At 69.4% G+C, this 22,589-nt stretch carries 22 protein-coding genes; 14 read left to right on the forward strand and 8 right to left on the reverse strand.

Translation table 11 applies throughout. The features are described 5' to 3' along the window. The first annotated feature begins 14 nt into the window (after nt 1-14). Nucleotides 15-1,160: an acyl-CoA dehydrogenase family protein gene (locus INR38_RS17555; RefSeq protein ID WP_063326554.1), complete on the forward strand. Its 1,146-nt coding sequence runs from the start codon at nt 15-17 to the stop codon at nt 1,158-1,160. A 17-nt stretch (nt 1,161-1,177) separates the two neighbouring features. Here the strand turns inward: INR38_RS17555 and INR38_RS17560 are convergent, their stop codons facing one another. Continuing rightward, nucleotides 1,178-2,152 carry a DUF4434 domain-containing protein gene (locus INR38_RS17560; RefSeq protein ID WP_099734084.1) on the reverse strand — a complete coding sequence of 325 codons (975 nt, stop codon included), beginning with the start codon at nt 2,150-2,152 and terminating at the stop codon, nt 1,178-1,180. A 160-nt stretch (nt 2,153-2,312) separates the two neighbouring features. After that, entirely contained in the window at nt 2,313-3,659 is a 1,347-nt protein-coding gene (locus INR38_RS17565; RefSeq protein ID WP_063326556.1) for a dicarboxylate/amino acid:cation symporter, read from the reverse strand. Between the two features lie 213 nt (nt 3,660-3,872). On the opposite strand from INR38_RS17565, the gene INR38_RS17570 reads away from it, so the two are divergent. Continuing rightward, nucleotides 3,873-6,524: a PAS-domain containing protein gene (locus tag INR38_RS17570; protein ID WP_207443077.1), complete on the forward strand. Its 2,652-nt coding sequence runs from the start codon at nt 3,873-3,875 to the stop codon at nt 6,522-6,524. 24 nt (nt 6,525-6,548) lie between these two features. Here INR38_RS17570 and INR38_RS17575 read toward each other — a convergent pair whose 3' ends face one another. Continuing rightward, nucleotides 6,549-7,187, reverse strand: a complete 639-nt coding sequence (locus tag INR38_RS17575) for a response regulator transcription factor (RefSeq protein ID WP_034392075.1) — start codon at nt 7,185-7,187, stop codon at nt 6,549-6,551. Nucleotides 7,188-7,716: 529 nt separating this feature from the next. Here INR38_RS17575 and INR38_RS17580 point away from each other — a divergent pair. Next, on the forward strand, nt 7,717-8,745 hold the full coding sequence (locus tag INR38_RS17580) for a porin (protein WP_013803085.1): 1,029 nt from the start codon (nt 7,717-7,719) through the stop codon (nt 8,743-8,745). Nucleotides 8,746-8,979: 234 nt separating this feature from the next. Beyond that, nucleotides 8,980-9,144, forward strand: a complete 165-nt coding sequence (locus INR38_RS17585) for a hypothetical protein (protein WP_013803086.1) — start codon at nt 8,980-8,982, stop codon at nt 9,142-9,144. A gap of 59 nt (nt 9,145-9,203) precedes the next feature. Here INR38_RS17585 and INR38_RS17590 read toward each other — a convergent pair whose 3' ends face one another. The 4 genes from INR38_RS17590 to INR38_RS17605 all read right to left on the reverse strand — a co-directional run bounded on the left by INR38_RS17590 (nt 9,204) and on the right by INR38_RS17605 (nt 12,333). Further along, complete coding sequence (locus INR38_RS17590; protein ID WP_207443078.1) at nt 9,204-9,938, reverse strand: hypothetical protein; 735 nt, start codon at nt 9,936-9,938, stop codon at nt 9,204-9,206. Beyond that, entirely contained in the window at nt 9,935-10,927 is a 993-nt protein-coding gene (locus tag INR38_RS17595) for an MlaD family protein (RefSeq protein ID WP_013803088.1), read from the reverse strand. Before INR38_RS17595 ends, INR38_RS17590 begins: the two co-directional genes overlap by 4 nt. Before the next feature lie 65 nt (nt 10,928-10,992). Further along, complete coding sequence (locus INR38_RS17600; protein WP_012204765.1) at nt 10,993-11,796, reverse strand: ABC transporter permease; 804 nt, start codon at nt 11,794-11,796, stop codon at nt 10,993-10,995. 72 nt (nt 11,797-11,868) lie between these two features. Next, the gene (locus tag INR38_RS17605) at nt 11,869-12,333 is read right to left on the reverse strand and encodes a Cd(II)/Pb(II)-responsive transcriptional regulator (protein ID WP_207443079.1); all 465 of its coding nucleotides are present in this window, start codon (nt 12,331-12,333) and stop codon (nt 11,869-11,871) included. Nucleotides 12,334-12,372: 39 nt separating this feature from the next. Here INR38_RS17605 and INR38_RS17610 point away from each other — a divergent pair, with 39 nt between their 5' ends. From INR38_RS17610 to INR38_RS17655, 10 genes are all read left to right on the forward strand, one after another. Beyond that, nucleotides 12,373-14,571, forward strand: coding sequence for a cation-translocating P-type ATPase (locus tag INR38_RS17610; protein WP_207443080.1), 2,199 nt, complete (start codon nt 12,373-12,375; stop codon nt 14,569-14,571). After that, on the forward strand, nt 14,568-14,954 hold the full coding sequence (locus tag INR38_RS17615; RefSeq protein ID WP_012204762.1) for a DUF3703 domain-containing protein: 387 nt from the start codon (nt 14,568-14,570) through the stop codon (nt 14,952-14,954). Before INR38_RS17610 ends, INR38_RS17615 begins: the two co-directional genes overlap by 4 nt. A 48-nt stretch (nt 14,955-15,002) precedes the next feature. Continuing rightward, a complete protein-coding gene (locus INR38_RS17620) occupies nt 15,003-15,482 on the forward strand; it encodes a hypothetical protein (RefSeq protein WP_224986015.1) in 480 nt (159 codons plus the stop codon). A gap of 121 nt (nt 15,483-15,603) precedes the next feature. Then, nucleotides 15,604-15,963, forward strand: coding sequence for a hypothetical protein (locus INR38_RS17625; protein WP_063326562.1), 360 nt, complete (start codon nt 15,604-15,606; stop codon nt 15,961-15,963). Then, nucleotides 15,960-17,408: a TolC family protein gene (locus INR38_RS17630; RefSeq protein WP_207443082.1), complete on the forward strand. Its 1,449-nt coding sequence runs from the start codon at nt 15,960-15,962 to the stop codon at nt 17,406-17,408. Before INR38_RS17625 ends, INR38_RS17630 begins: the two co-directional genes overlap by 4 nt. 1 nt (nt 17,409) lies before the next feature. Further along, nucleotides 17,410-18,792 (forward strand): copper oxidase, encoded by a 1,383-nt coding sequence (locus tag INR38_RS17635; protein ID WP_088165228.1) that lies wholly within the window; start codon nt 17,410-17,412, stop codon nt 18,790-18,792. 20 nt (nt 18,793-18,812) lie between these two features. Beyond that, on the forward strand, nt 18,813-19,304 hold the full coding sequence (locus INR38_RS17640) for a cupredoxin family protein (protein WP_012204757.1): 492 nt from the start codon (nt 18,813-18,815) through the stop codon (nt 19,302-19,304). Between the two features lie 35 nt (nt 19,305-19,339). Next, on the forward strand, nt 19,340-19,870 hold the full coding sequence (locus INR38_RS17645; RefSeq protein WP_065346266.1) for a DUF411 domain-containing protein: 531 nt from the start codon (nt 19,340-19,342) through the stop codon (nt 19,868-19,870). 15 nt (nt 19,871-19,885) lie between these two features. After that, nucleotides 19,886-20,278: a copper-binding protein gene (locus tag INR38_RS17650; protein WP_013803097.1), complete on the forward strand. Its 393-nt coding sequence runs from the start codon at nt 19,886-19,888 to the stop codon at nt 20,276-20,278. Between the two features lie 66 nt (nt 20,279-20,344). Continuing rightward, a complete protein-coding gene (locus tag INR38_RS17655; RefSeq protein WP_034392050.1) occupies nt 20,345-21,355 on the forward strand; it encodes a P1 family peptidase in 1,011 nt (336 codons plus the stop codon). Nucleotides 21,356-21,361: 6 nt separating this feature from the next. Here INR38_RS17655 and INR38_RS17660 read toward each other — a convergent pair whose 3' ends face one another. Continuing rightward, nucleotides 21,362-22,507, reverse strand: coding sequence for an FAD-dependent monooxygenase (locus tag INR38_RS17660; RefSeq protein WP_207443083.1), 1,146 nt, complete (start codon nt 22,505-22,507; stop codon nt 21,362-21,364). Nucleotides 22,508-22,589: the final 82 nt, after the last annotated feature.

Consider the following 22,589-nt stretch of genomic DNA (forward strand, 5'->3'; position numbering starts at 1 on the left):
AGACCGACACAGACATGCGAACCCGCTCCGTATTGCGTGAAGACCACCTGCTGTTCAAGGAACAGGTGGACCGATTCGTGGCCACCGAGATCCTGCCCCACATCAATGACTGGGAGGCCGAGGGCATCACGCCGCGCGCCCTGTGGCGCAAGGCCGGCGACAGCGGCCTGCTCAACTGCGACCTGCCCCCGCCCTACGGCCAGGGCGGCGACTTCGGCCACGCGGCCGTGGTCATCGAGGCGCTGGCGCGCGCCAACTGCCTGGGCATCGGCTTTTCCATCCATTCCGACATGGTGGCGCCCTATCTCTGGAACTTCGGCACGCAGGTGCAGAAGGACCGCTGGCTGCCGCGCATGGCCACGGGCGAGCTGATCGGTGCCATCGCCCTGACCGAGCCCGGCGCGGGCAGCGACCTCAAGGCCGTGCGCACGCGCGCCCGCCGCAAGAGCGAGGGCGAAGGCGGCGGCTACGTGCTCAACGGCCAGAAAACCTTCATCACCAACGGCGTCAACGCCGGCCTGATGGTGGTGCTGGCCAGCACCGAGCCCGACCTGGGCGCGCGCGGCCTGTCGCTGTTCGTGGTGGAAGAAGGCATGAAGGGCCTGGGCAAGGGTGCCGCCCTGCGCAAGATAGGCCAGCACAGCCAGGACACCTGCGAGCTGTTCTTCGACGAACTGCACCTGCCGGCCGACCACCTGCTGGGGCGCGAAAACGCCGCCTTCGAGCATGTGACGCAGGAGCTGGCGCAGGAGCGGCTGGCGATCGCGCTGCGCGCGGCAGCCTCCACCGAAGGCATGCTGGACGAGGCCGCCGAGTTCGTGCGCAACCGCAAGGTCTTCGGGCGCCGCGTGCTCGACTACCAGAACACCCGCTTCAAGTTCGCCGACGCCCTGGCCAAGACCACCATGCTGCGCGTCTTCCTGGACGACTGCCTGGCCCAGCACATGGAAGGCTCACTGGACTCCGTCACCGCCGCCATGGCCAAGCTCAACGCCACCGAGCTGCAGGGCCAGGTGCTGGACGAGCTGCTGCAACTGCACGGCGGCTACGGCTACATGGCCGAATACGGCATTGGCCGCGCCTGGGCCGATGCACGGGCGCTGCGGATCTTCGGGGGCAGCAGCGAAATCCTCAGAGAGATCATCGGCAAGCGCTTCTGACCCGGCAGCCACCGCGCTCAGCGGGCAGCGGCCTTCCACTCGCGCAGCAGTTGCCGGGCCTCCGGCGTGTCGTTCAGCACCCAGGGGTCGATGGCGAAGGCGACGACGCGCTGGGCGCCGTAGTCGCGGGCCACGTCCCACTGGCGGCGCACGCGCTCGAAGCTGGCCGTGCGCGCCTGGAAGTCCGAGCCATCGGGCCGCGTGGACGGCAGTTGCTCGAACAGTTCCACGATGAGGTCGAACGGTGCCCTGCGCTCCAGCAGCATCTGCTGCAGCGGTGCCAGCGCCTCGTAGTTGCGCAGTCCCGCCACGCCCACGCCGTCCTGCACCATGGGGCGCAGGGACACGCGGTCCAGCAGGATGCTCCACAGCGTGGGCAGGCTGCCCAGCGTCTGCAGCTGGCTGAAATAGGTGGAGATGCCGGGCACCTGGCCGGACGTGGCCGCTGCCGCCTGCGCCAGTGGCTGCAATGCGCTCAACAGCAGCTCGATGCGCTCGGGCGCGGCCCAGTGGTATTGCTCCAGCTCGTAGGGGATGTACCAGCCGCGAAACGCCGCATGGCGCGGCCAGGTGCTGGCGTACATGTGGTTGGTGCCCTGCTCGGCGATATGCGCCAGGTAGGGCGCGGGGCCTGCTGCATTGGAAAGGCTGATCTGCTTCCACCAGCGCTCGTCATAGGGCAGGCCCAGGTGCACGCCCATGCCCAGTTCGGTACAGATGTCCAGCAGGTCGGCGATCTGCGCGTCGGCCAGCATCCAGCTGTCCGCCTCTGAATCGCCCAGCAGGCCGCTCCATTGCACGAACAGCTCCCGGCAGCCCAGCGCCTGGGTGGCGGCCAGGCGCTGGCGCCATTGATCGCGCGGCATCTCCAGATGGCTGCGCCACGGCTGCAGGAAGCTGCCCGACACGGGCGCCGAGGCCGCGCAACCGACCAGCGAGGCACAGGCGGCGGCCGCGCCGGCGCCGAGGAATTCGCGTCTGGACAAATGCATGGTGGGAACGGCCGCAAGGCTGCGTGAAGCGAAGCACCAAGAATACAGCCAAGCGGCGCGGCAGCCGCCTTAAAAAGCAGCAGCCCAGCCAGGCTTGACCTGGCTGGGCTGAGGGTTGTCGCTTTCAGGGGCCGCGCAACATGCGTCGCCCCGGTATGGATCAGGAAACCTTGCCGACAGCGGCAGGTACCGCTGTTCCTGCCGGGGTCACCTCCATGGCGGGAGCACCATCCAGGGCGGCATTGAGCTTGGTGTAGTCCAGCTCGTTTTCCCAACGCGAGACCACCACGGTGGCCACGGCGTTGCCCATGAAGTTGGTCAGCGAGCGGCACTCGCTCATGAAGCGGTCCACGCCCAGGATCAGGGCCATGCCGGCCACGGGCACTTCGGGCACCACGGCCAGCGTGGCGGCCAGGGTGATGAAGCCCGCGCCGGTCACGCCGGCAGCGCCCTTGGAGCTGAGCATGGCCACCAGCAGCAGCGCGATCTCATGGCCCAGGGTCAGGTGGGTGTTGGTGGCCTGGGCGATGAACAGCGCGGCCAGCGTCATGTAGATGTTGGTGCCGTCCAGGTTGAAGGAGTAGCCCGTGGGCACGACCAGGCCCACGACGGACTTGCCGCAGCCGGCGCGCTCCATCTTCTGCATCAGCGAAGGCAGGGCCGATTCCGAGGAAGAGGTGCCCAGCACCAGCAGCAGTTCCGCCTTCAGGTAGCGCGCCAGCTTGAGCACCGAGAAGCCGCACAGCCGCGCCACGAAACCCAGCACTACGACCACGAAGAGCAGCGAGGTGATGTAGAACGAGCCCACCAGCCAGGCCAGGTTCACCAGCGAACCCAGGCCAAACTTGCCGATGGTGAAGGCGATGGCGCCAAAGGCTCCAAGCGGCGCGGCCTTCATCAGGATGCCGACCAGCTTGAACACGGGGGCTGTCAGCGCCTCCAGGAAGTTGAGCACGGGCTTGCCCGCGTCACCGACCATGGCCAGCGAGATGCCGAACAGCACAGCCACGAACAGCACCTGCAGGATGTTGTCGCCCACGAAGGGGCTGACCAGCGTCTTGGGGATGATGTCCATGGCAAAGCCGGTGAGCGTCAGCTCGTGCGACTTGGCCACATAGCCCTTGACGGCGGCCTGGTCCAGGTCGGCCGGGTTGATGTTCATGCCCGCGCCGGGCTGTACCACGTGCGCCACCACCATGCCGACCACCAGGGCCAGCGTGGAGAAGAACAGGAAGTAGGCCATGGCCTTGAGAAACACGCGGCCCACGGTGCGCAGGTGCGTCATGCCCGCAATGCCGGTGACGATGGTCAGGAAGATCACCGGCGCAATGATCATCTTCACCAGCTTGATGAAGGCATCGCCCAGCGGCTTGAACTGCTCGGCGTACTGGGGTTCGAAGTGACCGAGCAGCACGCCTGCCACGATGGCAACCACCACCTGGAAATACAGCTGGCGGTAGAAAGGCAGCCGCTCGGGGCTGGCGGCGTGGGTGGGGACGGCATGCATGGTGCGGCTCCGGCGGGACTGTGTGGGGGTGGGCGCACCACCAAGGTGCGGCGAGGTCCAGTTTGTACCGCTGGCGTGCTCCGGCGCCGATAACCTATTGGTATTAGGCGCAGGTGCGCTCCCAGGGAGAATGCACGCAGAATCAGGGTAATCCCCAACTCCTTCCCGCCCCTGGAAGGCACCAAGCTGGCGCCCAATCGGGTCCAGACCACCATGCCCCAACCCGTTCGACGCCCTTCACGCCGTTCCTTCTGGACCCTGCTGCTGCTGTTCGGCGGCATGCTCGCCTGCATGCTGCTGGCCGGTGAACTGGTCTACCACCGCGCCCTGCGCGGCGAGGCCGAAAGCGTGCAGCGCCAACTCAGCCTCTACGCCCAGGCCCTGGGCCAGCGCATAGACCGCTACCGCACCCTGCCCGAGGTGCTGGCGCTGGACGCGCAGCTGCGCGCCGCCCTCACCCACCCGCTGTCTCCCGCCGAGGTCGATGCCCTGAACCGCAAGCTGGAGCAGGCCAACGGCGCCAGCCAATCGTCCACGCTGACCCTGATCGACCGCCACGGCACGGCCCTGGCTGCCAGCAACTGGCGCGAGACGCGCAGCAACGTGGGCGTGGACTACAGCTTCAGGCCCTATGTGCAGCAGGCGCTGTCACGCGGCAGCGGACGCTTCTACGGCATCGGTCTGACCACGGGCCTGCCGGGCTACTTCCTGTCGCAGGCCATCCTGGACGAACAGAACGCCGTCGCGGGCCTGGTGGTGATCAAGATCGCGCTGCTGGAGCTGGAGCGCGAATGGCTGCAGACGCCCGACGTGGTCATGGCCTCGGACGAGCACGGCGTGGTCTTCCTGGCCAGCCAGCCCGACTGGCGCTACCGCCTGCTGTCACCGCTGAGCCCCGCCGACGAGGCGGACCTGGCCGCCACGCGCCAGTACATCGACCAGGAGCTGCACCCCATGCGCTACCGCGTGCGCCAGGGCCTGGAGCAAGGCAGCCGCCTGGTGCAGATGCAGGAGCCCGCCCTGCCCGGCACCACGCTGTGGCAGACCCTGCCCCTGCCCGGCAGCGACTGGCAGTTGCACCTGCTGCACGACACGCAGGCCAGCACCGTGGCCAGCCGCTGGGCGGCGGCGGCCGCTGCGGGCGGCTGGCTGGCCCTGGGCCTGCTGGTGCTGTTCGTGCGCCAGCGCAGGCGGCTGGCTGCGCTGCGCCTGCGCAGCCGCCTGGAGCTGGAGACCGTGCTGCGCCAGCATGCCCAGGAGCTGCGCACGGCCCAGGACGGCATCGTCCAGGCCGCGCGCCAGGCCGACACGGGCCTGAGCCGCAGCCTGGAGCACCTGCCCCAGGGCGTGGTGGTGATCGATGCCGACCTCAACCTGGTGGCCTGGAACTCGCGCTACGTGGAGCTGTTCCGGTTTCCCTCCGAGCTGCTGCGCACGGGCCAGCCCATAGAGAACCTGTTCCGCTACAACGCCCGGCGCGGCCTGCTGGGGCCCGGCCCCATCGAAGAGGCCATCCACCGGCGGCTGCAGCATCTGCGCAGCGGCAGCCCGCACCTGCGCGAAAGCACCAAGGACGACGGCACGGTGCTGGAGATCCGCGGCAACCCGCTGCCCGATGGCGGCTTCGTCACCAGCTACGCCGACATCACCAGCTACAAGAACGCCGCGCGCGAACTGCGCTCGCTGGCCGATGCGCTGGAGCAGCGCATTGCCGAGCGCACGCGCGACCTGGCCGAAGCCAAGCGCGAGGCCGAGCAGGCCAACCGCTACAAGACCCGCTTCGTGGCCGCCGCCGTGCACGACCTGCTGCAGCCACTGAACGCCGCGCGCATGTTCAGCTCCCTGCTGCGCAGCCATCTGCATGACGACGCGGGCCGCCATGTGGCCGACAGCATCGACGGCGCCCTGGCCGCGCAGGACGCCATCCTGGGCAGCCTGCTGGACATCTCGCGCATGGAATCGGGCCAGTTGGAGGTGCGCGTGCGCGACTTCGCGCTGGGCCCGCTGCTGCAGGTCATGCGCCACAACTTCGGCATCCTGGCCGAAAGCCGGGGCCTGCGCCTGAGCGCGGTGGACACGCGCTGCGTGGTGCGCAGCGACGAGGCGCTGCTGCGCCGCATCCTGCAGAACTTCCTGTCCAACGCCATACGCTATACGCGCCATGGCCGCATCGTCATCGGCTGCCGGCGCCAGGGCCAGCAGTTGCGCATCGAGGTGCACGACCAGGGACCGGGCATTCCCGAAAGCCTGCAGCATGAGATCTTCGAGGAATTCCGCCGCCTGGACGAAGGCCATGGCGACGACCGTGGCGCCGGGCTCGGCCTGGCCATCGTCGAGCGCCTGGGCCGCCTGCTGGGCCACGAGATCGGCCTGCGCTCGCACCTGGGCCGGGGCAGCGTGTTCTGGGTCTGCGTGCCGCTGGGCGATCCCGCAGCCGTGCCGCAGATCGCCGCAGCCACGCACTCCGGCGAGGCAGGCCAGGACGCACCGCTGCAGGGCATGAGCGCCTGGTACGTGGAAGACGATGCCCAGTCCTGCACCGCCATGCGCGCCCTGCTGCAGCGCTGGGGCTGCAACGTGCCGCTGGCAGGTGGCCCGGCCGAGGCGCTGGCGCTGGCCGCGCCCGGCGAAGCGCCGCAGCTGGTGCTGCTCGATGTGCGCCTGGGCCAGTTGCACGGCCCCGATGTCTACGCGCAGCTGTGCCAGCGCTGGGGCCAGTCGCCGCCCGTGATCCTGGTCACGGCCGAGCGCGACGGCATGGTGCGCCGCCAGGCGGCCGAGCGCGGCTGGGGCTTTCTGGCCAAGCCCGTGCGCCCGCCCGCGCTGCGCGCGCTCATGAGCCAGATGCTGCTGCGCCACCGATAGACGTGGCACGGCAGGGCATGGCGCTCAGACCGTGCCGTCGTTCTCCAGGCTCTTGACCAGCACGGCCGCCTGCGTGCGGCTGTAGCACTCCAGCTTCTTGAGAATGGCCGTCACATGCACCTTGACGGTGTTCTCGGCCAGCCCCAGCTCGTGGGCGATCTGTTTGTTGAGCAGGCCATCGGCCAGGCACAGCAGCACGCGGAACTGCTGGGGCGTGAGCTGGGCCAGCCGCGCGGCCAGCGCGGCGTCGGCCTCGGAGCGCTCGGCGGCCATGGGCGGGAACCAGCTGCCGCCGTCCAGCACTTCCTGCAGGGCCGTGCCTATGGCCTCGGCCGGCGCCGATTTCGGAATGAAGCCCGCGGCACCGAACTGCTGCGCACGGCGGATCACGCGCGGATGGTCGTTGGAGGAAATCACCACCACCGGAACATCGGGGTACTCGCCGCGCACATGCAGCAGCGCCGAGAAACCGCGCGCCCCCGGCATGGCCAGGTCCAGCAGCACCAGCTCGATCTCGGGGTGTTGCTGCAGCGCCGCGCCCAGCGTGGCGGCGCTTGCGGCCTCCAGCACGGCGAACTGCGGCAGGGCCTCGCGCAGCACATGGATCACCGCGGCGCGGAACAGCGGGTGGTCATCGGCAACGAGCAGGGTGGATTCGGACATGGGCGCGAGTCTGACACGTCTGGAAGCAAATGCCCGGCTCATGGGGCCCATGCCTGGTCCATGGCCGGGTTGCAAGCTGGCACGCTGTTTGCAATCAGTTGCAGCCAAAGGCCTGGCAACAGGCACAAATCCACCGCCCAACCGACGAACAAGGAGCCCTGAATTGACCTTTGAGCCCTCTTGCAACGACCTGCTGCACAGCCCTGGTGCCCCGGCCCCATCCCAGTGCACGGCAGTGTTCAAGCCGCGAGAGTGCAAAACACAAATTAAGTTTCGTCATAACTGTGTCAAAGACACCACTTTATGGCCGGTGCAATGGCTGGGATGCGTTGTAATACGCGGCTTAGCCAGTCAAGACTGCCTTGCACACAGGCCGCAAAGACGTGCCGACGCCAGCCCGCCCCTGATGCGAAAACGCCACTGTCCCAGGTTTGCCACGTAGCCCAGCCCGGGCGATTGGTTCATCGTCTGCCCCGGTCACAGCACTGGCCACCCGTTTCCACTCTCCAACAATGAAAGACTCCTCAACATGAAACGTTCCTTCATCGCACTGGCCGCTGCACTGGCCTGCGCCGGCGCTGCACACGCCCAAAGCTCGGTCCAGCTGACTGGCCTGGTGGACGCCTATGCCGGCTCCATGCGCATGGCTGGCGACGCCAGCGGCAAGGGTGTCGTGGGTTCGGGCGGCATGACCACCTCCTGGTGGGGCATGAAGGGCCAGGAAGACCTGGGCGGCGGCCTGAAGGTCGATTTCCAGCTGACGGCCTTCATGCGTGTGGACACTGGCAGCCCCGGCCGTTTCGATGGTGACCCGTACTTCTCGCGCGATGCCAACGTCGGCCTGTCCGGCGGCTTCGGCACGGTGCGCCTGGGCCGCGGCATGGCGCCCAACTTCCTGCCCACCATCCTGACCAACCCCTTCGGCGACTCCTTCACCATCTCCCCGCTGGTGCTGCACGCCAACGTGGGCACGACAGCCTGGGGCTCGGCCAACCTGACCACGCCGTCCGACACCGGCTGGAGCAACCAGGTCGTCTACACCACGCCCAAGTTCGGCGGCCTGCAGGCCAACGTCCACTACCAGTTCGGTGAAAAGGGCGGCGATTCCGGCAAGAAGAACATCGGCGTGAACGCCATGTACTTCGGCGGCCCCCTGAGCCTGGTGGCCTTCTACGAGCGCGCCCAGATCAGCAACCCCGTGAGCCTGGCCGTGATGCCCACCAAGACCGACTGGATGCTGGGCGGCACCTACAACTTCGAAGTGGCCAAGCTGTACGCAACCTACGGCCAGGCCAAGGTCAAGGATCTGGACCGCAAGAACAGCACCTACTCGCTGGGCCTGGACGTGCCCGTGACCAGCGCCGGCACCATCAAGGCAGCCCTGGCCCGCACCAAGGCCGAGATCGGCGCCGTGGACTCCACGCGCACCACGGCCAGCCTGGGCTACGACCACTACCTGTCCAAGCGCACCGATGTGTACACCGTGCTGATGCACGACCGCATCACGGACCTGAAGTCGGGCACCAGCCTGATCGCGGGTATCCGCCACCGTTTCTAAGGCGACGCCTGGCCTGCCAGCACGGGCCAGGGACTTACGTCCCGAACTTTCAGCGAGGCTCTGCCTCGCTTTTTTTCGGCCTCTTGAAAGTCGATAGAAATTTTCTCTCAGCAGTTTTTTACAAACGTCAAGAGAGAAAGCGATTGTCCGACAGCCGCGCTGCGCAATCCGGTGTGCAATGGAGTCCAGGCCCAGCCCAATGCTCTGCCTGCGCTGCCAGACAGGAGGTCCACCATGCGCAGACCCAGCCCCTTCGGACGTCATCCCTTCATCGCCTTCACCGCCACGGTCGTGCTTGCCGTAGCCGCCAGCGTTGCCACCTTCTGGCTGGACAGCGCCGCCCCGGCCGCAGACACCTTGCTGCAAAAAGACCCGGGCGCCCTGCTGTCGTCGATGTAAGCCCCGCAAACGCCTGCAAATGCCTGCCCAGCGCCATCCCTTTCGGACTGGCGCTGTTTTCATTTGCCGGCCGATGCACCCCCACCGCTGGCCGTCTTCTCCAGCAGCGACAGCCTGCGCCTGACGGCCTGGGCCTTGTCCACCTCGCCCGCCTGATCATGGGCCCTGGCCTGCAGCAGCAGCCAGGCCATCACCGCACGGCGCCAGCCCTGGGCCGAGGCGGTTTCGGCACCCAGCTCCAGCAACTGCGGCTGTGCCGCACCCGCCCGCAAGGCCGCGCCAGCCGCCACCAGCCGGGGCAGCGGCTCCTTGATGGCGCTCACGGCGGCCAGCGCCGGCGCAGACCCGCCCAGCACCGCCTGTGCCACGGGGCGCTGTAATTCTGGCAATAGCGCAATGTCTTCGGGCCGGGGCCTGCCTTGCAGATACCGCGCATAGGCGGCCTCGGCCGGCGCAGCATCAAGCGCCAGCGCCTGGTAGCCGGGGCAGTCGTCCCATTCGAGACTGGCCACCTGGGCCGCGCAGCGCATCAGCTCCAGACGTGCGGCCAGGTCGGTGCGGCCCGTAGCGGCCACCTCGGCGCGGGCCTTGTCCCATTCCATGGCCTGCACGCGCTGGCGGCCTTCTAGGTAGGCGGTGGATGCGCGTTGCGAAGCCGATTCGGCATTCAGCGCCCAGTCAGGTGCGGGCGGGCGGCTGCTGCAGCCGGCCAGCACCAGGGTCAGCACGGCGCCGGCGGCGGCCTGGCGCGCCAGGAGGGTTGCGGCAGAAAGTTTCTTGGCGGCAGCACTCATGGCAGCTTCAACTCCGGTTGATGGGCAAACGGCCACTTGCGCTGCAGGTCGGCCAGCACGCCTTCCAGGCGGCGCAGGTTGCCCTCGACCTCGGCGCGCAGGGCGCCCAGGTCGGCCGTGGCCTCGCGCGCATTGGAGCCCACGGCCTGGGCCTCGGCCAGCACGGCGTCCACCTTGCCCAGCGTGCGGCGCGTATCGGCCAGCAGGCCGTTGAGCTGCACCACGGTGGAACGCACCTCGGGCATGACGCCGCCGGCGTCGAACACCTGGCTGTCGGCCCGCGCCACCATGCGCTCCATGCGGGCCAGCGTGGCGTTGGCGCGGTCCAGCAGGGCCGTCACCTTGCGCGCCTCCTGCTCGCTGCCCATGACCACGCCCAGCACGCCGCCCGGCCCCTGGGCCCGGCCGGCCAGGCCGCGCAGCTCGGTCAGCGACCCGCCCAGGGCCGAGTCCGGCGCGGTGAGCTGGGCGATGTTGCCCAGCACTTCCTTGGCCGTGGACATGATCTGCGGCAGCTCGGCCGTGGCATCGCCGCGCAGCACGGGGCGCACGGCCTCGTCGGGCAGCGGCGGATCGCTGAGGATGCCGCTGTAGGCCTTGATGGTGGTGCCGCCCACCAGCCCCTTGACCAGGGTGAAGACGCTGGACTCGCGCAGCCAGTGCGCGTCCTTGCGCGGCACGTCGATGAGGATGCGCACATTGCCGTCCTCGGCCAGTTCGATGCGGCGCACGCGCCCGATCGGAAAGCCCGAGAAGGTCATGTCCATGCCCACGCTCACGCCCTCGGAGTCGTCGGCCGTGAGCACCAGGCGCTGCGTGGCGTCGAACACGCCGCGCGAGTACAGCAGGTACAGGGCCGATCCAAGAATCAGCACCAGCGTGAACAGCAGCAGGCCAGCCGCCTTGGCGCGCAGGTGCGCCACGGGTTTGAGGGCCTCGATTTCCTCGCCGTCCCAGGGGTCTGGCGGCGTGCGCCGCGTATCGGTCATGGCATTCCTTGTTCTGGCACGGGCCTTGCCGTGCATGTGGGGTTCGTGGAGTTCAGCGGACGTGCTCAGTAATAGTTGCCCATGAGCGAGATCACCTCGATCACCAGCAGCACGGCAAACATGCGCGCAAAGCCGCCCAGTGCCGCGCCGCCCAGCCGGTGGCGCCGCAGCGGCGCATACAGGCCCGAGGCCATGGGCATGATGGCCACGGTGAGGCTGAAGAACCAGGTCTTGAGCACGAAGACCAGGGTCACGGCCGGCGTGAAGATCTGGCCGAAGATGCGCGTGTAGCCGGGCAGGCCCGCCAGCGTGAAGCCATAGACGCTCAGGTAGACGGTGACCAGGGCCACCACGCAGCTGAGCACGGCCAGCGTGACCGAGGCGAACACGCCACCGGCGGCGCGCGGCACCAAGGCCATGCGCAGCGGGTCGGAGCCGCGCTCCTGCCAGGCCTGGAGCTGGCCCCGTGCGCGCAGCTGCGCAATCAGCGTGCCGTTGGGAATGGTGCAGCGCATGGCCACGAACAGCGCGGCCGTCAGCGGGATCAGCTCGATCACCAGCACACGCACCACCATCTCCAGCGCATAGCGCGACAGCCCATAGCTCAGCGCCGTGACGATGACGATGCGCGTGATCACCGCGCACAACAGCGCCGCCAGAGCCGTGAAACCCAGCAGGATGGGGCCGGTCTGCACATAGATCTGGTGCGCCATGGCACGCCGTGCGCCGCGCCGGTAGCTGGAAGGGGACATGGCCAGCACCAGCAGCACGGCGCCCAGGTAGACGCTGCGCCACCAGGCCAGCGCATGGTCGCGCAGCGCCGCCCAGATGCGATCGGGAAGGGACAGGGCTGCGTGGCTGAGGCTCATCGGGCGATGATAGCGAGCCGTACCGGGACGGTCCGTCGGACGCCGGCGCAAGACAGGCGGCTGCGGACGGCGCTACACATGGCGCTTGGCGCCGGAGCTGCCCAGGGCGGGTGCCAGCGGTTCGTCGGCCTGGGCGTGCAGGGCCTCGATCAGATGGCAGTAGCTGTCCGACCCGTCGCACTGGCTGCGCAGCTGCATCAGCTCATGCTCCAGCGCGCGCAGCTCGGCCAGGCGCTCGCGCACATGGCCCAGGTGCGCATCCAGGGTTTCGTTGGCGGCCACGCAGTCGGCCTTGCTGGCGCCGTCCAGCGCCAGCAGGGTGCGGACCTCGTCCAGCGACATGTCCATGGCGCGGCACAGGCGGATGAAGCGCAGCCGGTGCACATCGCTGTCGCTGTACAGCCGGTACTGGTTGTCCTCGCGCACGCCTGCACTGAGCAGCCTTTCCTTCTCGTAGTAGCGGATGTTGGCGGCGGCCACGCCGGAACGCTTGGCCGCCTCGCCGATGCGCCAGCGCGCAGATTCATGCTTTGACATGCTTGACCTTGAAGTGACTTCACCGTTTCCAATGCTCGCATGAACTCCAATCGCCTGCCAAGCCCTCAGGGCAACGAGGCCCTGAAAGCCTCCCCAGCCCTTTCCAAGCCCGCCTCGACTTCGCCGTCTTCCGCCTGCGGCACCGATTGCTGCGCGCCCTTCACCATCACCCAGCCCACGCCGGCCCGCAAGAAGCCGCAAGGCCACTCGCATGCGCATGGCGAGGGCCATGGCCACGATCACGCCCATGACCACGACCATGACCACGGTCACGACGAGAGCGATCCCCATGCCGGCCACGACCACAGCGTGCTGCCCGGCTGGCCGCGCATCACGGCCGCGCTGATTGCAGCCGTGCTGGCCGAAGCCGCCCACTGGTTCAGCGGCTCCCAGGGCGGCGTGCCTGCCCTGCAATACGGCGGCATGGCCGTGGCCGTGCTGGCCATTGCCCTGTCGGGCCTGGGCGTCTACAAGGCCGGCATCCGCGACGTGCTGCGCCTGAAGCTGGGCATCCATGCGCTGATGGCCATTGCCGTCACGGGTGCCTTCGCCATCGGCCAGTGGCCCGAGGCCGCCATGGTCATGGCCCTGTACGCCGCGGCAGAGCGCATCGAGGACCAGGCCATGGACCGCGCGCGCAATGCCATCCGCAGCCTGCTGCAGATGGCGCCCGAGACGGCCGACGTGCTCCAGCCCGACGGCAGCGTGCAGCGCGTGGCCGCCGCCGACGTGGCGCTGGACGCCACCGTGCGCGTGGCCCCCGGCGCGCGCGTGCCGCTGGACGGCGTGGTCCTGCGAGGCCAAAGCTCGGTCAACCAGGCGCCCATCACCGGAGAAAGCGCCCTGGCCGACAAGGCCCCGGGCGACGAGCTCTACGCCGGCAGCATCAACCAGGATGGCGAGCTGCAGATGCGCGTCACCTCGGCGGCCAATGACAGCCTGATTGCGCGCATCGTCCATGCCGTGGAGCAGGCCCAGGCCTCCAAGGCGCCCACCCAGCGCTTCGTCGACCGCTTTGCTGCCGTCTACACGCCCATCGTGCTGGTGCTGGCCATTGCGCTGGCGGTGCTGGCACCGCTGGTCATGGACTGGAGCTGGCATGACGCGGCCTACCAGGCGCTGGCCCTGCTGGTCATCTCCTGCCCCTGCGCCCTGGTGCTGTCCACTCCCGTCACCGTGGTCAGCGCGCTCACGGCCGCGGCACGCCGCGGCCTGCTGATCAAGGGCGGCCAGGCGCTGGAATCGGCGCGCAAGCTGCGCGCCATTGCCCTGGACAAGACCGGCACGCTGACCACGGGCAGCCCGAAGCTGGTCGAATGGAAATCCTGGAGCGAAGAAGACGCGGCCCAGGACTCCAGCCAGCCCGCCGCATACGCCCTGGCCCTGGCCGGCCGCTCGGACCACCCGGTCTCGCGCGCCATTGCTTCCGGCCTCCAGGCCGATGCCGCCGTGGCCGCCGATGCCGCACGGGCCTCGGTCAGCAAGCTGCTGGCCCTGCCGGGCCGTGGCGTGCAGGCCGAGATCGACGGCCAGCTCTGGACCCTGGCCAACCTGCGCTGGGTGCAGGAGCAAGGCTGGGACAGCGCCGCGCTGCGTGCCAGCCTGGCCACCCATGAGGCCCAGGGCCGCACCGTGACCCTGCTGGCCGACAGCAGCGGCGTGCGGGCCCTGTTCGCCGTGGCCGACCCGCTGCGGCCCCAGGCCCGCGAGGCCGTGGCACGCCTGCAGGCCCTGGGCGTACAGCCCGTGGTGCTCAGCGGCGACAACACGGCCACCGTGCGCTCCATCGCTGCCGAAGCCGGCATCCAGGATGCGCGCGGCGGCCTGCTGCCCCAGGACAAGCTCGACGCACTGGCCGAGCTGCAGCGCACACGCGGCCCCACCGCCATGACGGGCGACGGCATCAACGACGCACCGGCACTGGCCCAGGCCGACATCGGCTTTGCCATGGGCGGCATGCACAGCACGGGCATGGCCATGGAAACCGCCGACGTGGTGCTGATGAACGACGACCTGCGCCGCCTGCCCGAAGTGGTGGAGCTGTCACGCAGCGCCCACGCCGTGCTCTGGCAGAACATTGCCCTGTCGCTGGGCGTCAAGCTGGTGTTCTTCGCACTGGCACTGGCCGGCAACGCCAGCATGTGGCTGGCCGTGCTGGCGGACATGGGCGTGAGCCTGCTGGTGGTCGCCAACGGCCTGCGGCTGCGCCGCTGGGGCAGCGACAGGGAGGCGGCATGACCGACGCCCAGCGCCGCGCCGCCTTCACCCACCTGCTGCACAGCTTCCGTTCAAGCCAGGACCAGGCGCCCGCACAGCGCTGGCTGCTGCTGGAGGCCAGCCATGTGCTGGGCCAGCAGCTGCTGGGCCTGCACTGGCGATCCCACTGCTGGATGCTGCGCCATGCGCTGCAGCTGCGCGATGGCGGGGAGGTGGCAGGCCAGTTGCTGCGCCTGGCCCTGGTGCCTGCAGGCCACCTGCTGGACCGGCTGCCGCGCGGCAACACAGGCCGCGCCACGGTGCCGGCCACCCTGCCCATGGACATGCCGCCCGCCGTATCGGCCCTGATCGCCGAGGCCCTGCGCGCCACGCGCCACACGCCCCGGCAAAGCCCACGCGCCTGAGGAACTTCGCGCCGCCGTCCGGTATCATCCAAACCTATGCGCCGCCCCTTGTCCATTGTCCTGGTCTTGCTGCTGGTCCTTCGGGGCCTGCTGGGCGACGCCATGGCCATGGGGGCTGCGCCGGTCATGTCGGCCCTGGCGCCGGCTGCCGCATCTGCGCCAGCGTTGGCTCCGGCGTCGGCACTCCACCACCACGCGCCCGAAATCGCTCTGGAAATCACGCAGTCGCCGGACAGCCCCGAGCAGCATCACGCGGCGCACGCCGCAGATCACGGCCCGGATCACGCATCACACGCCGAGCACAGTGCAGCCTGCGCTCCCCAGGCCGGTGGCCCTGCGGGCGGCAGCTGCGGCGAACATGAACATGGGCCCAGCTGCACCCTGTGCGGCATCTGCCATTCGGCCCTTTTCACCCCTGGCCAGATCGGTTCGGACGGCGCAGCGCCGTCCGCCGCACTGCGCCCCCAAGGCAGCGCGCGCTTTGCCAGCGCGGCCAAGCTGCAGGCCATCAAGCCACCCATTTCCTGAAGCCTGACGCCCGAAGTGCGTCCGCGCCATCCCTGCCGCCCCTTCATGGGCAGCCCGCTTGCGGGCATGGCGGGGCGTCTGGCCGCGGATGCGTTGTCCGTTTCGCATTCAGGAGAACACCATGCGCCGAGCGCATTTTCTCGTCCCCCTTATCCAATTCGGGTTGGCGGCCCTTGCCGCATCCAGCCCCGCTGCCTGGGCCCAAGCCCATGACGGCAGCCACCCCCCGGCCTCTTCCTCCGCAGGCCTGACCGGCGCCATCGATCCGGCTGCGGCCAGCCTGCCGCTGCGCCATGCCCCGCTGCCGGCCAGTGGCGCCGTGGAAACCGAGCTGACCGACTGGCGCCAGGCCAATGCGGCCGTGGCCGAGTTTCCCAACGGCCATATGGACATCCTGCGCTGGGAAGCCGCCCAGGGCGGCCGATCCACGCCTGCGCCGTCTCCGCACGGCTCTCACATGCAGCACGGAGGCCGGCCATGAAGCGCACCCTCTTCGCCCCCACCCGGCTGGTCGGCGCCATGGCTGCCGTGCTGGTCCTGGCCGGCTGCGCCAGCATCTCGCCCGACGGCCTGCGCGGCGCGGTCCAATCCCATACCGCCAGCCGCCTGCCGGACGGCGCCCAGCTGCCGCCAACCGATCTGCAGGCCCGCGACGCGGCGCAGCAGCGCATCGACGAGTGGCTGCGCCAGCCGCTGGACATGGACCAGTCCGTGCGCATCGCACTGCTCAACAACCCCGGCCTGCAGGCGCGCCTGGCGCAACTGGGCGTGCAGGATGCCGAACGCGTTCAGGCCCTGACCCTGCCCAACCCCACGCTGGCCCTGGGCCGCATGGTCAACAGCGACGAGCGCGAGATCGAGCGCCAGCTGAGCTTCGGCCTGGTCAGCCTGATCACCCTGCCCTGGCGCAGCCGCTGGCAGGGCATGCAGATGGAACAGGCCACCCTGACCGCCGCGCAGGATGTGCTGCGGCTGGCCGCCGACACGCGCCGCGCCTGGCTGCGCGCCGTGGCCGCACGCCAGCAGCTGGCGTCCAGCGAGCGCATGCACGAGGCGGCCGAGGCCGGTGCCGAGCTGGCGCGCCGCATGGCCCGCGTGGGCAACTTCAGCCGGCTGCAGCAGGCACGCGAGCTCAGCATCCAGCAGGACACCGCAGCCCAGCTGGCGCGTGCGCGCCTGGCCGCCACGGCAGAGCATGAGCAACTGGCCCGTCTGATGGGCCTGTGGGGACGGCGCATCGATTTCAAGCTGCCCGACCAGTTGCCCGCCATCCCGCAGGCCGCCACGCAGTTGCGCTCCGGGGACGATGCCGAGGCCACCGCGCTGCGCGAGCGCCTGGACCTGCGCGCCCTGCGCCGCGACCTGGATCAGTTGGCCGAGCGCCGTGGCTGGGCACGCCTGGGAGCCATGTTCGGCGACATCGGCCTGGGCTACAACCGCAACACCGCCACGGACCGGGCCACCGGCCACAGCGATGTGACACGCGGCTGGGAGATCGACCTGCCCCTGCCGCTGTTCGACTGGGGTGGCGCCGCCAGCGGCCGCGCGCGCGCCGAGGTCCAGCGCAGCGCGGCCCAACTGCAGCAAGGCGCCATCCAGGCGCGGGCCGAGGCGCGCAGCAGCTGGATGCGCTACCGCACGGCCTGGGACCTGGCCCACCAGCAGCAGGCCGAGGTGCTGCCGCTGCGCCGCTTCATCCAGGACGAAACCATGCTCCGCTACAACGGCATGTTTGTCAGCGTCTGGGAGTTGCTGGCCGAGGCCCGCAACAGCGCCCAGGCCGTGGCCACCGCCACCGACGCCCAGCGCGACTTCTGGCTGGCCGACACCGACCTGCAGCTGGCTCTGGCCGGAACCTCGCCAGGCACGGTCGAGGCCGCATCCAGCGCCGCCGCACCCATTCCCACGAACACAGCGAGCCACTGACATGAACCGCCGCAACTTCTTCACCGGCGCGGCCGTGGCCGCCGTCTCCAGCGCCGCCGTCAGCCGCGTGGCCCTGGCCGCCCTGCCCGAGGCAGCGACCCAGTCCTCGGCCGAAACCGCCGCCCCGCTGGCACCGCCCAACGGCCGCCCCTACCGCCCCGTGGTCACGCTCAACGGCTGGACCACGCCCTGGCGCATGAACGCAGGCGTCAAGGAATTCCACCTGGTGGCCGAGCCCGTGGTGCGCGAGGTGGCACCGGGCTTCTTCGTCAACATGTGGGGCTACAACGGCCAGAGCCCGGGACCGACCATCGAGGTCGTGGAAGGCGACAAGGTCCGCATCTTCGTGACCAACCGCCTGCCCGAGCACACCACCGTGCACTGGCACGGACAGCGCCTGCCCAACGGCATGGACGGCGTGGGCGGCGTGACCCAGCCGCACATCCCGCCCGGCAAGACCTTCGTCTACGAGTTCACGGCGCGCCGCCCCGGCACCTTCATGTACCACCCGCATGCCGACGAGATGGTGCAGATGGCCATGGGCATGATGGGCCTGTGGATCACGCATCCGAAGGCGGCCCATCCGCAGATCGCCGAGGTCCAGCGCGACTACGCCTTCTTGCTGTCGGCCTACGACGTGGAGCCCGGCTCCATGACGCCGCGCGTGGCCGAGATGACGGACTTCAACATCTGGACCTTCAACAGCCGGGTGTTCCCCGCCATCAGCCCCGTCGTCGCCAGGCGCGGCGACCGGGTGCGCCTGCGCGTGGGCAACCTGACCATGACCAACCACCCCATCCACCTGCACGGCCACGAATTCGAGGTCACGGGCACCGACGGCGGCCCCGTGCCCCGGTCCGCTCGCTGGCCCGAGGTGACCACCGACGTGGCCGTGGGCCAGATGCGCCAGGTGGAGTTCATCGCCGACGAGCTGGGCGACTGGGCCCTGCACTGCCACAAGAGCCACCACACCATGGGCGCCATGGGGCATGACACGCCGACCATGATCGGCGTGGACCACCGGGGCCTGGTCGGCAAGATCCAGAAGATCGTGCCCGACTACATGGTCATGGGCGAGCGCGGCATGGGCGACATGGCCTCCATGGAAATGCCCCTGCCCGACAACACCTTCCCGATGATGACGGGCACGGGCCCTTTCGGCCCCATCGAGATGGGCGGCATGTTCACCACCCTCAAGGTGCGCGAGCAGCTGGGCGCCAACGACTACGGCGACCCGGGCTGGTTCACCCACCCCAAGGGCAGCGTGGCCTATGAATGGAAGGGGCCGGCGGCCGAAGCCTCCGCACCGCGCCAGACCACGCCCGGCCAGTCCCCCGGCGCACCCAGCGTGCGCAAGCCCGGTGCGGGCCATGAGCACCACTGATGCCATCCAAGGAGCACCTCATGAACACCTTTGCCCTCCTCCTCGCCACCGCACTGCTCGCCGGCCCCGCTGCCGTCTTCGCCCATGGCAGCGAAGCCCACGATGACGCTCCCAAGACCGCCGCGGTCAAGGAGCAAAAGCCCTGGGGCATTGCCGGCGATGCCTCGGCCGCCCGGCGCACCATCACCCTGGACATGAGCGACAACATGCGCTTCACGCCAGAGCGCATCAGCGTCAAGCGCGGCGAGACGGTGCGCCTGCGCGTGGCCAACAAGGGCCAGGTCATGCACGAGATCGTGCTGGGCACGCCGGCCTCGCTGGACGAGCACGCGCAGATGATGCTCAAGTTCCCCACCATGGAGCACGGCGAGCCCTACATGGCCCATGTCTCGCCCGGCAAATCCGGCGACCTGGTCTGGAATTTCAACCGCGAAGGCAGCTTCGACTTTGCCTGCCTCATCCCCGGCCACTACCAGGCCGGAATGCGCGGAACCATCACGGTGACGCAATGAGCGCGCCACTTCTTCCCCCCTTTCAGGAGCACCCCATGAAACATGAACGCATGGCATCCGCCCACCCGCGCCGCAGTGCGCTGCGCCGCATGGCCCTGGCCTGCACGGCATTCGCCGCCCCTTCGCTGTGGGCGGCTGCACCCACGGCGCCCAAAGAAGCACCCAGCACCCGCATCCCCGTCGAGGTCTGGAAGGACCCCAACTGCGGCTGCTGCCAGGACTGGGTGGTGCACATGGAGCAAAACGGCTTTGCCGTCACCGTGCACGACACCGGCAACAGCGCCGTGCGCGCCCGGCTGGGCATTCCGGCGCGCCTGGGCTCCTGCCACACGGCCCTGGTCGAAGGCTATGCGCTCGAAGGCCATGTGCCTGCGGCCGACGTGCACAAGCTGCTCAAGCAAAAGCCCAAGGCGCTGGGCATTGCCGTGCCCGGCATGCCCGTGGGCAGCCCCGGCATGGACGGCCCCGAGTACGGCGGCCGCAAGGACCCCTACGAGGTGCTGCTGATCACCAAGAACCTCATGAACAGCGACGTTTCCACCCGTACCTTCACCAGCTACCGCTGAACCCCGGAGCACACCATGCACAACACAGCCCTCCTTGTTTCCCGTACGTCCCGTACCGCCCTTGCCGTGCGCCTGGCCCTTGCCGCCGCGCTGATCCCGGCCTGGGCCGGTGCCCAGGCCACGGCCCACGACCATGCGGCGCATGGCGCGCAATCTGCAGAAACCGCACCTGCCGCCGCCAGCCAGGACCTCAGCGAAGGCGAGGTCACGCGCTGGGATGCTCGCACCAGCAAGGTCACGCTGCGCCACGGCGAACTCAAGAACCTGGGCATGCCGCCCATGACCATGGTCTTCCAGCTGCGCGTGGCTGCACCCGAGCCCGCCCTCAAGGCCGGCGACAAGGTGCGCTTTCGCGCCGAGCAGGACCAGGGCGCCTTCGTGGTCACGCAGCTGGAAGTGCTGCGCTGAAGACGGGGTGCAGGGCTGCCGTTTCGGCTAAGGTGAAGGCCTGTCCATCACCGAGCAGAGCAGCGCATGCCAAGCACCGACTCAGACCCCGGCTCCATCACCCGCGTACAGGGCATCGAGGTAGGCCACCACACCGATGCCCGCCGGCCCACGGGCTGCACCGTCGTGCTGGCGCGCGGCGGTGCCGTGGGGGGCTGCGATGTGCGTGGCGCCGCCCCCGGCACGCGCGAGACCGACCTGCTGCATCCTTCCAACCTGGTGCAGCAGGTGCATGCCGTCATGCTCTCGGGCGGCAGCGCATGGGGGCTGGACGCGGCCAGCGGCGCCATGCGCTGGCTCGATGAGCAGGGCATTGGGCTGGATGTGGGCGTGGGCCGCGTGCCCATCGTGCCGGCCGCCGTGCTGTTCGACCTGGCGGTGGGCGACAGCCGCATCCGCCCGGGTGCCGATGCCGGCCATGCGGCCTGCCAGGCCGCCAGCGCCGCGCGGCCTGCCGAGGGCAATGTGGGCGCCGGCATGGGCGCCTGCGTGGGCAAGGTCTTCGGCATGGATCGCGCCATGAAGGGTGGCATTGGCACGGCCTCGCTCACCGTGCATGGCGTCACCGTGGGCGCGCTGATCGCCTGCAATGCCGTGGGCGATGTGGTCGACCCCCACAGCGGCGCGCTGCTGGCCGGCGCGCGCAGCCCCGATGGCCGCCAGCTGCACGACACCTGCCGTGCCCTGCTGCGCGGCGAAGAGCCCCGGCCGCTGCTGGCAGGCACCAACACCACCATCGGCGTGATTGCCACCGATGCACGCATCACCAAGGTCCAGGCCCAGCGCCTGGCCGTGGTATCCCATGACGGCCTGGCACGCGCCATACGCCCCGTGCACACCATGAGCGATGGCGACACATTGTTCGCCCTGGGCACGGGCCTGGCCGAGCACTCGCTGGGCATGCTGACCCTGTCCGCTATGGCCGCCGAGGCCGTGGCCCTGGCCACGGTGCGCGCCGTGCTGGCCGCGCAGTCGCTGACCACGGCCGAAGGGCTGGAGCTGCCCTGCGCCAGGGAGCTGGCCGCCTGCCGGCCCTGACCGGGTTCAGGCCTGCAGCGCAACCGCCCAGGCGTCGTAGCCGTAGACACCATCGGCATTGCCACCGGCGCGCAGCCAGTTGTTGCCGCGCGAGCCGATCTGGATCTCGCTGGTGCGCTGCATGCGCATGGCCTGGTAGCGCGCCAGGACCTCGGGCACCTGCTGCGGACCCGGGGCGGCATCCAGGTTGCGGGCCAGCACCACGGCGTCTTCGATGGCCATGCCTGCACCCTGGGCCATGAAGGGCATCATCGGGTGGCAGGCATCGCCCAGCAGCGTGATGCGGTCCTGCGACCAGGCCGGCAGGGGATCGCGCTCGTACAGCGCGGTCTTGAGCACGCCATCGCAGGCGTCGAGCAGCGCCCGGGCATCGGGATGGAAATCGGCGTAGAAGCCGCGCAACTCCTCGACGCTGCCGGGCGTGGTCCACGATTCCTCGTGCCAGGAATCCTGGGCCGTGGTGGCGAAGATGAAGGTGTCGCGCCCCTGGTTCAGAGGAAAGGTCACGATCTGGCTTTGCGGCGTGGCGCCCCACCATTTGGTGAAGGCCTGGATGTCGGGCACATGGCGCACGCGCTCGGTGGGCACCACCGCGCGGAAGGCCACCACACCCGTGAAGCGCGGGCTCTCGGCGCCGAACAGGGCCGCGCGCACCACGGAGTGGATGCCGTCCGCGCCAATGAGTGCGTCCAGCCCGGCCACTTCGCTGCCATCGGTGAAGGCGATGTCCACGCCTTGCCCCGCCTGCGTGATCTGGCTGGCACGCTTGCCCAACTGCACCTGGTCCAGCGGAAAGGCATCGGCCAGCGCGGCCAGCAGATCGGCGCGGTGGATGGTCAACTGCGGGGCGCCGTACTTGCGCTCGGCCTCGTCACCCATGGTCAGGCGCGAGGTTTCCTCGCCCGTGTCCCAGTTGCGGCTGATGCGGTGCGTGGGCCGGGCGGCGCTGGCGCGCACGGCGGCGGCAATGTCGGCGCCCAGGCCATCGAGGGCGCGCACGGCATTGGGCGTGAGGTTGATGTCCGCGCCCACGCGCAGAAACTGCCGGCTTTGCTCGAACACCAATACTTCATGCCCTGCCTGGTGCAGCGCATTGGCTGCCGCCAGTCCGCCAATGCCTGCTCCGACGATGCCTATCCTCAAACGCGCCATGATTCCTGTCTCCTGCTGGTGGGTCTATTCGGTGATGCGCCCCGTGATCCGGAGCGCACCGATGCAGGACATTGTCTTTTTG

The sequence above is a fragment of the Delftia sp. SD018 genome, from assembly GCF_017355445.1.
Taxonomy (GTDB): domain Bacteria; phylum Pseudomonadota; class Gammaproteobacteria; order Burkholderiales; family Burkholderiaceae_C; genus Comamonas; species Comamonas acidovorans.

Coding starts and splice junctions, on each gene's coding strand:
- INR38_RS17595 (WP_013803088.1), bottom strand. CDS start 10,927: ATGACCGATACGCGGCGCACGCCGCCAGACCCCTGGGACGGCGAGGAA.
- INR38_RS17575 (WP_034392075.1), bottom strand. CDS start 7,187: ATGTCCGAATCCACCCTGCTCGTTGCCGATGACCACCCGCTGTTCCGC.
- INR38_RS17560 (WP_099734084.1), bottom strand. CDS start 2,152: ATGCATTTGTCCAGACGCGAATTCCTCGGCGCCGGCGCGGCCGCCGCC.
- INR38_RS17640 (WP_012204757.1), top strand. CDS start 18,813: ATGAACACCTTTGCCCTCCTCCTCGCCACCGCACTGCTCGCCGGCCCC.
- INR38_RS17655 (WP_034392050.1), top strand. CDS start 20,345: ATGCCAAGCACCGACTCAGACCCCGGCTCCATCACCCGCGTACAGGGC.
- INR38_RS17635 (WP_088165228.1), top strand. CDS start 17,410: ATGAACCGCCGCAACTTCTTCACCGGCGCGGCCGTGGCCGCCGTCTCC.
- INR38_RS17605 (WP_207443079.1), bottom strand. CDS start 12,333: ATGTCAAAGCATGAATCTGCGCGCTGGCGCATCGGCGAGGCGGCCAAG.
- INR38_RS17650 (WP_013803097.1), top strand. CDS start 19,886: ATGCACAACACAGCCCTCCTTGTTTCCCGTACGTCCCGTACCGCCCTT.
- INR38_RS17570 (WP_207443077.1), top strand. CDS start 3,873: ATGCCCCAACCCGTTCGACGCCCTTCACGCCGTTCCTTCTGGACCCTG.
- INR38_RS17625 (WP_063326562.1), top strand. CDS start 15,604: ATGCGCCGAGCGCATTTTCTCGTCCCCCTTATCCAATTCGGGTTGGCG.
- INR38_RS17565 (WP_063326556.1), bottom strand. CDS start 3,659: ATGCATGCCGTCCCCACCCACGCCGCCAGCCCCGAGCGGCTGCCTTTC.
- INR38_RS17615 (WP_012204762.1), top strand. CDS start 14,568: ATGACCGACGCCCAGCGCCGCGCCGCCTTCACCCACCTGCTGCACAGC.
- INR38_RS17555 (WP_063326554.1), top strand. CDS start 15: ATGCGAACCCGCTCCGTATTGCGTGAAGACCACCTGCTGTTCAAGGAA.
- INR38_RS17600 (WP_012204765.1), bottom strand. CDS start 11,796: ATGAGCCTCAGCCACGCAGCCCTGTCCCTTCCCGATCGCATCTGGGCG.
- INR38_RS17580 (WP_013803085.1), top strand. CDS start 7,717: ATGAAACGTTCCTTCATCGCACTGGCCGCTGCACTGGCCTGCGCCGGC.
- INR38_RS17590 (WP_207443078.1), bottom strand. CDS start 9,938: ATGAGTGCTGCCGCCAAGAAACTTTCTGCCGCAACCCTCCTGGCGCGC.
- INR38_RS17630 (WP_207443082.1), top strand. CDS start 15,960: ATGAAGCGCACCCTCTTCGCCCCCACCCGGCTGGTCGGCGCCATGGCT.
- INR38_RS17660 (WP_207443083.1), bottom strand. CDS start 22,507: ATGGCGCGTTTGAGGATAGGCATCGTCGGAGCAGGCATTGGCGGACTG.
- INR38_RS17585 (WP_013803086.1), top strand. CDS start 8,980: ATGCGCAGACCCAGCCCCTTCGGACGTCATCCCTTCATCGCCTTCACC.
- INR38_RS17610 (WP_207443080.1), top strand. CDS start 12,373: ATGAACTCCAATCGCCTGCCAAGCCCTCAGGGCAACGAGGCCCTGAAA.
- INR38_RS17645 (WP_065346266.1), top strand. CDS start 19,340: ATGAAACATGAACGCATGGCATCCGCCCACCCGCGCCGCAGTGCGCTG.